Here is a 6,681-nt window from a genome sequence, read left to right as displayed (position 1 = left end):
GATCGTGGTGATCCCGGTGCCCGCCGATGTGATCGCCAAGGTCGGTGACGACGCCTACCAGGTGGCGGTGATTCCGGCCAACACCTACACCGGCCAGACCGCCGATGTGGCCACCGCCGCCATCCCCAACTTCCTGGTCACGCATGCCGGTGTCTCCGACGATCTGGCCTATCAGATGGCCAAGCAGATGTACGAGAACATCGACACGCTCTACGCCGCGCACAATGCGGCCAAGGCGATCAAGCGCGAGAACGCCATCAAGGGCATGCCCGTGCCCCTGCACCCGGGTGCCGCCAAGTACTACAAGGAAGTCGGCCTCATCAAGTAAAGACCGCGCTTGCGCCCAGGCCCGCACAGACGGGCCGGGCGCAACGAACGCCACACCGATCAGGGCCGTTTCCCATTCTGTTGACCCGAGGTTTTCATGCACAACGACAACGAGACAAAACCCAGCGGACTCACCGGCCCGCTGTTCTGGATAGCGATTCTTTTCTCCAGCTTCCAGCTGGTCACAGCGGCGTTCAGCCCCATCTCCAGCCAGGTGGTGCGGGCCATCCATGTGGGCTTTGTGCTGCTCATGGTGTTCGCGCTCTACCCGCCCATGGGCGGGCGCAACGCGTTCTGGCGCGCGCTGGGCTGGCTGCTCGGCACCGTCGGTTTCGTGTTCAGCTTCTACCACTGGGTGTTCGAGGCCGACCTCACGCAACGCGCGGGTGAACTCATCACCGGCGACTGGGTGATCGGCGTGGTGACGGTGGTGCTGGTGTTTGAAGCCGCCCGCCGCGCCATGGGCTGGGGCCTGCCGCTCATCTGCGCCATTTTTCTCGCCTACGGCCTGTTTGGCCAGTACCTGCCCGGCATGCTGGCGCACCGGGGCTTTGGTGTGGACCAGGTGGTCAGCACCCTGGCCTTTGGCACCGAAGGCATTTACGGCACACCCACCTACGTGTCGTCAACCTACATTTTCCTGTTCATCCTGTTCGGCGCCTTTCTGGAGCAGGCCGGCATGATCCAGCTCTTCAACGACTTCGCCATGGGCACGGTCGGCCACACACGCGGTGGCCCGGCCAAGGTGTCGGTGATTTCGTCCGGCCTCATGGGCACGATCAACGGTTCGGGCGTGGCCAACGTGGTCACCACCGGCCAGTTCACCATTCCGCTCATGAAACGCTTCGGCTACAGCCCGGCGTTTGCGGGCGGCGTGGAAGCCACCTCCAGCATGGGCGGGCAAATCATGCCGCCGGTGATGGGTGCGGTGGCCTTCATCATGGCCGAGACCATCAACGTGCCCTACGTCGACATCGTCAAGGCCGCGCTGATCCCCGCCATCCTGTATTTCGCCACCGCGTTCTGGATGGTGCACCTGGAAGCCGGGCGCAAAGGCCTGGTCGGTCTGCCCAAAGAAGAATGCCCCGACCCGCTGGCCGCCGTGCGCCAGCGCTGGTACCTGCTGCTGCCATTGGCCGGGCTGGTGGGGCTGCTGTTTTCGGGCTATACGCCATTGTTCTCGGGCACCGTGGGCCTGGGTCTGACCATCTTGCTGATCTTCGGCGCCGCCGTCATCAGCGGCGTCAAGGGTCTGGCCTTGCGTGGCCTGTTCTGGGTGTTGCTGGGATTCGCCAGCGCCGGCTTTTTCCAGTTTGGCGTGGGCACCTTCTTTGTGCTCGCCGCCGTGCTGGTGGCCCTGACCTTTATCCGCCGCGTCGGCGCCGATGCGCGCGCGCTGGCCGTGAAGGCCCTGGTCGAAGGCGCGCGCCACGCGCTGCCGGTGGCCATTGCCTGCGCGCTGGTGGGTGTGATCATCGGCATCATCAACCTCACTGGCGTAGCCGCCGAACTCGGTGGCCACATCATCGCCATCGGGCGCGAAAGCCTGTTCCTGGCGCTGCTGCTGACCATGCTCACCTGCCTGGTGCTGGGCATGGGCATTCCCACCATCCCCAACTACATCATCACCAGCTCGCTGGCCGCGCCGGTGCTGCTCGAACTCGGCGTGCCGCTGATCGTGTCGCACATGTTTGTCTTCTACTTCGGCATCATGGCCGACCTCACGCCGCCGGTGGCGCTGGCGGCGTTCGCGGCGGCGCCGATCGCGCGCGAGAGCGGCCTGAAGATCAGCCTGCAGGCGATCCGCGTGGCCATTGCGGGCTTCATCGTGCCCTTCATGGCGGTGTACAGCCCTGCGCTCATGCTGCAAGGCGATGGTGGCTGGACCGCCACCGCCTACGTGGTGTTCAAGGCGCTGGTGGCGATTGCCATGTGGGGCGCCGCCGCGATTGGTTACCTGAAGGGTCCGCTGAACCCGGTCGAGCGCGTGGTGGCCTTTGTGGCGGCCAGCTTCCTGGTGGTGGCCCTGCCCTTCACCGACGAGGTCGGCCTGGCAGCGGTGGCCGTGTTTGTGCTGTGGCACTACTGGCACACGGGCCGCCTGGCCAAGGCGTCCGCATAAGACGGTCCCATGGAACTACCCGCACACCAACTCAGCATGACCGTGCTGATGACGCCCGACACCGCCAACTTCTCCGGCAATGTCCACGGCGGCACGATCCTGAAGCTGCTGGATCAGGTGGCCTACGCCTGCGCCAGCCGCTACGCCCGAACCTACGTGGTGACACTGAGCGTGGACCGGGTGCTGTTTCTGCAACCCATCCACGTGGGTGAGCTGGTCACGTTTCTGGCTTCGGTCAACCACACCGGCAAGTCCTCCATGGAAATCGGCATCAAGGTCATTGCCGAGAACATCCGCACCCAGGCCACCCGGCACGTCAACAGCTGCTTTTTCACCATGGTCGCGGTGGACGAACAAGGCAAGTCCATCCCGGTGCCGGCCTTGCAACCCACCACGCCCGACGAGCGCAGGCGCTACGGTGCGGCGGCCGTGCGCAAAGAAGTGCGGCGGGAAATGGAGCACCGGTATGCGGCCATCCAATAAAGCGGCATGGCGGGTTTAGGCGTCTGCCTGGCGCTGGCAGCCGCGGTGACCGGTGGCTCGGTCGACCCTGCGCCCGGCCCGGTGGTGTTTGTGCCCACCACGCACTTCACACTGGCCTGGACGCATTCGATCGAAAAAGTGCGCTGGGAAGAGGACTACGCGGTGGCACCAGGCCAGCGCCCAGGCGAGGCGCCGGTTCTGCAAGCGCTGACCGCCCGCGTGCGCGGCTCGGCCGCCGGCATGGAACCGCCCGAAGACGCGGTGCTGCGCAAGGGCTGGTACGAATACACGCCCCGCATGTGGTCGCCCCACGGCCTGCGCCTCACCCGCTCGGCCTACACCGCCGACTACGAATGGTGCGTGAGCGGCCACTGCGAGCCGCTGGGCCGCTGGTTGCCGTCGGACGGCGGCATCACCCTGCTGACCGCCTGCGAGCAGTCGGCGACCCGGGATTGACCCCCAGATCCGTTTGCCAACGCCCAACCCGCTATCCTCCACCGCGTGAACTTCGCCCAACTGCTCTTCCCCGATTTTTCGCTCATCCTGATCGGCTACCTGCTCTGCCGCTTCACCGCCCTCAACCGCAAGGTCTGGGAGCCCATCGAGAGCCTGGTCTACTACTTCCTGTTCCCGGTCCTGCTGTTCCACTCCATCGTGAAAAGCCCGCTGGAGCTGTCGTCCACCTCGCACCTGATGGGCGCGGGCCTGTCGCTCGGTGTGGCGGGCATTGCGCTGTCGTATTCGCTGCCCTACTGGCCCTGGCTGGGCAAGCGCTTTGACGCGCGGCTGCACGCGGCCAGTGCCCAGATCGGGTTTCGTTTCAACTCCTTCATCGCCCTGGCGCTGGCCAGCAAAGTGGCCGGGCCAGAAGGTCTGCTGCTGATCGCGGTGCTGATCGGCGTGTGTGTGCCGCTGTTCAACGTGGGCGCCGTCTGGCCCATGGCCAAACACGCGCAAAAAGGCTTTGCCGGTGAACTGCTGCGCAACCCGCTCATCATCGGCACGGCTTCGGGCCTGGTGGCCAATCTGCTGGGCTTCTCCATCCCGCCGTGGCTGGACCCGACGGTCAGCCGGATCGGCCAGGCCTCGCTGGCGCTGGGCCTCATGGCCGCCGGGGCCGGCATGCAACTGGGTTCGCTGAAGGACGCCAAGACCCTGGGCGTGCTGGTGCTGGCGGTGAAACACCTGGGCATGCCGCTCATGGCGTTCGGCCTGGCGCTGCTGTTCCGTCTCGACCCCACCCAGACCACGATCTTGCTGATGTTCTCGGCCGTGCCCACCGCTTCGAGTTGCTACGTGCTGGCCGCGCGCATGGGCTACAACGGGGCCTACGTGGCCGGCCTGGTGACCTTGTCCACCTTGCTGGGCATGTTCAGTCTGCCGTTTGCGCTTGGGGTACTGGGCGGCTGACCCGCTCGCTCACAGCGCGGCGACGATCCGCCTGGTGGCCGCTCCAGCGGTGCCGGTTCAAAACCCCAGCACCGGCACCGGCTGCCCTGACTGGGTGCGAAAACCAGACAGCAAGGACACGATGCGCGCCTGTGTTGCGATCGGCAAGGGGGCAAAACCAGACCCCGCCACCGCCTTGTCGCCGAGCAGGAACGAACGGTAGAAGAAGTGCAGCGTGCGCCCGGCCCGCTCCAGTGAAACCGGCTCCCGCGGGACCAGTACATAGGTGGCGGTCACGATGGGCCAGACACCGATGCCATCGATGTCGATCAGCGGTGTGGCCTCCAGATCGTTCTTGAACAAACCGCCCAGGCGGATCGCAGCGCGAAAGCTGGCCACTGTGGGATCTACCCAGTCGCCGCGCTTGTTGCGCAGCTGCACCGGGGCGAGCTGCTCTTTCAGCACGTAGTCGGACGAGATGTAGCCCACGCTCCCCGGGGTGGCCCGTACCGCCTGGGCCAGCTTGCCCGAGCCTTCCACGCCCTGCGTGTGGCCCGGCCACTGGGCCCGCCCGCCCTGTGCCTGGATCGGTGCAGCGGCCTCAGGGGCGGACTGCTGCAGGTAGCGCACGAACACCTCGGTGGTGCCCGAGCCGTCGGCGCGCACGATGCGCTGGATGGCCAGAGGGGGCAGCTTGAGACCCGGGTTCAGCGCCTGGATGGACTTGTCGTTCCAGAACTGGATCTGTCCGGCGAAGATGCGTGCCAACACGGTGCTGTCCAGCCGCAGCGCGCCGGGCGCGACCCCGGGCAAGTTGACCACGGGCACCACACCACCGACCAGGGTCGGAAACTGGAACAGCTGGTGGCGCTCCAGATCCTGTGGACTCATCGGCACGTCGGACGCACCAAAGTCCACCGCATGCGCCTGGATCTGGCGCACACCCGCCGACGAGCCCGCCGGTTTGTAGCTCAGCAACACCCCCGCATCCTTGGAATAGTGCTCCGCCCACTGCTGGTACACCTTGGCCGGGAACGTGGCGCCGGTGCCCGTGATTTCGAGACCTTGGGCCTGTAGGGCAGGCACCAACAGCAAGGACAGCGCCAGCAGCGACCAGGTGGAGCGGGAGATTTTCATGGGGTGGCAACAAAGACAAGGTGAAGAAAAGACGGCTGGGGCACAAGACCCCGTATGCCGAGCGGCAAACCTGGCAATTTAACCCGGGCATATGACAGTTCGCACCCACCCGGCGCAGGCCGCCCGTGCTGCCGCAAGTCCACCCACGGCACGCAGCTGGGCCGCCGGCCTCAGCGCAGGGCTCGACCAGCGGGGGCATGGACCGGCGTCTGGCACCGCCCAACGGCACCGGGACCCGATTTTTCGCGCTATTTCTGGCTTTATCAAAACCAGCAAAGGGTTTTCATTTGACCCCGAAAGACCGGCCACATGTATTACTCCCGTATGAATCCACAACAATTGGAAACACATTCCAACAATTGGAAAATCGTATTTCGACAAATCAAATGAAATTCACATTCAGAAACCCGGACATTGGCCGATGTAGCCGGTTTTTTTCAGCCACCGCAGCCGTGTGACGTATCGCACAAAAAACACCTGCCATTTCCCCATAATGAGTTAGATAGTTTTCAATATCCAACTTATCGGCACTAGAAAGCCGTTGATATTTCACGAATTTTTCACAAAAAAGAGCCTTTCAAAGCATTTTTTGACGCCCTCAACAGGTACTACTCACCGACCTTTGACTAATAAATTAGGGTGCGCAATCATTTTTTCCAAACAATTCCTTACCGAAATCCAACCGCACATCGTCCGAATTGGCCATCTCATCCGATTTCCAGCATTCCCCATTTTTCTGCCATTTAGAGTTGAACTTCATTAGTTCAACCCAATAAAGGTGCACAGCGTGGGCGTCGTCAATCAAACTTCTTACCGCTCGAATCGATCCGATTCGAGCCCGCAAAAACCCCTGCACAGTGGTGGCGTCATCTCTGCACAGGTCTTCACTGGGTCGGTCTTGGCTTCAAGAACGAGCCGCAATACGCTGCCAGGTCTGCTGACCGTGGTCTCGCTGGCGGTGCTCGCTGCTTGCGGTGGCGGCGATGCCTTGGCGCAAAGAAGCTTCTTCGGCCAAGGCACTGTCGTGACCGCCCCCGTGGCCGACACCACGTCGGATAGCAACCTCGAACAATTCTTTGGTCGCTGGTACAAATACTGGGTCAAGCGCACATCGGCTCCGGCTCCGGCTCCGGCTCCGGCTCCGGCTCCGGCTCCGGCTCCGGCTCCGGCTCCGGCTCCGGCTCCGGCTCCGGCTCCAGCTCCGGCTCCAGCTCCAGCTCCAG

Annotated in this window: 6 protein-coding genes; 5 read left to right on the top strand and 1 reads right to left on the bottom strand. The window is 63.9% G+C overall.

The window, feature by feature from the left end; all coding sequences use genetic code 11:
* The 5 genes from ABYB95_RS14205 to ABYB95_RS14185 form a co-directional block, all read left to right on the top strand.
* Positions 1 to 328, top strand: a 328-nt coding sequence (locus ABYB95_RS14205) for a TAXI family TRAP transporter solute-binding subunit (RefSeq protein ID WP_372659219.1), incomplete at its 5' end; no start/stop codon positions are given.
* A 96-nt stretch (positions 329 to 424) separates the two neighbouring features.
* Positions 425 to 2,449 carry a TRAP transporter permease gene (locus tag ABYB95_RS14200; RefSeq protein WP_372659218.1) on the top strand — a complete coding sequence of 675 codons (2,025 nt, stop codon included), beginning with the start codon at positions 425 to 427 and terminating at the stop codon, positions 2,447 to 2,449.
* Positions 2,450 to 2,458: 9 nt separating this feature from the next.
* Positions 2,459 to 2,932: an acyl-CoA thioesterase gene (locus tag ABYB95_RS14195; protein WP_372659217.1), complete on the top strand. Its 474-nt coding sequence runs from the start codon at positions 2,459 to 2,461 to the stop codon at positions 2,930 to 2,932.
* Positions 2,933 to 2,938: 6 nt separating this feature from the next.
* Complete coding sequence (locus ABYB95_RS14190) at positions 2,939 to 3,388, top strand: DUF1850 domain-containing protein (protein ID WP_372659216.1); 450 nt, start codon at positions 2,939 to 2,941, stop codon at positions 3,386 to 3,388.
* 45 nt (positions 3,389 to 3,433) lie between these two features.
* Positions 3,434 to 4,342, top strand: coding sequence for an AEC family transporter (locus ABYB95_RS14185; protein ID WP_372659215.1), 909 nt, complete (start codon positions 3,434 to 3,436; stop codon positions 4,340 to 4,342).
* A gap of 57 nt (positions 4,343 to 4,399) precedes the next feature.
* Here the strand turns inward: ABYB95_RS14185 and pstS are convergent, their stop codons facing one another.
* A complete protein-coding gene (gene pstS / locus ABYB95_RS14180) occupies positions 4,400 to 5,458 on the bottom strand; it encodes a phosphate ABC transporter substrate-binding protein PstS (protein ID WP_372659214.1) in 1,059 nt (352 codons plus the stop codon).
* Between the last annotated feature and the right edge of the window lie 1,223 nt (positions 5,459 to 6,681).

Origin of the sequence: Hydrogenophaga sp. (genome assembly GCF_041633695.1) — a bacterium.
Lineage (GTDB): Bacteria > Pseudomonadota > Gammaproteobacteria > Burkholderiales > Burkholderiaceae_C > Hydrogenophaga.
The sequence above is the reverse complement of the archived record's forward strand: the minus strand, read 5'-3'. Positions and strand labels throughout refer to the sequence as shown.

Bases quoted from the DNA above. Each gene is read 5' to 3' on its own strand.
- ABYB95_RS14200 (WP_372659218.1), top strand. From the start codon at position 425: ATGCACAACGACAACGAGACAAAACCCAGCGGACTCACCGGCCCGCTG.
- ABYB95_RS14195 (WP_372659217.1), top strand. From the start codon at position 2,459: ATGGAACTACCCGCACACCAACTCAGCATGACCGTGCTGATGACGCCC.
- ABYB95_RS14190 (WP_372659216.1), top strand. From the start codon at position 2,939: ATGGCGGGTTTAGGCGTCTGCCTGGCGCTGGCAGCCGCGGTGACCGGT.
- pstS (WP_372659214.1), bottom strand. From the start codon at position 5,458: ATGAAAATCTCCCGCTCCACCTGGTCGCTGCTGGCGCTGTCCTTGCTG.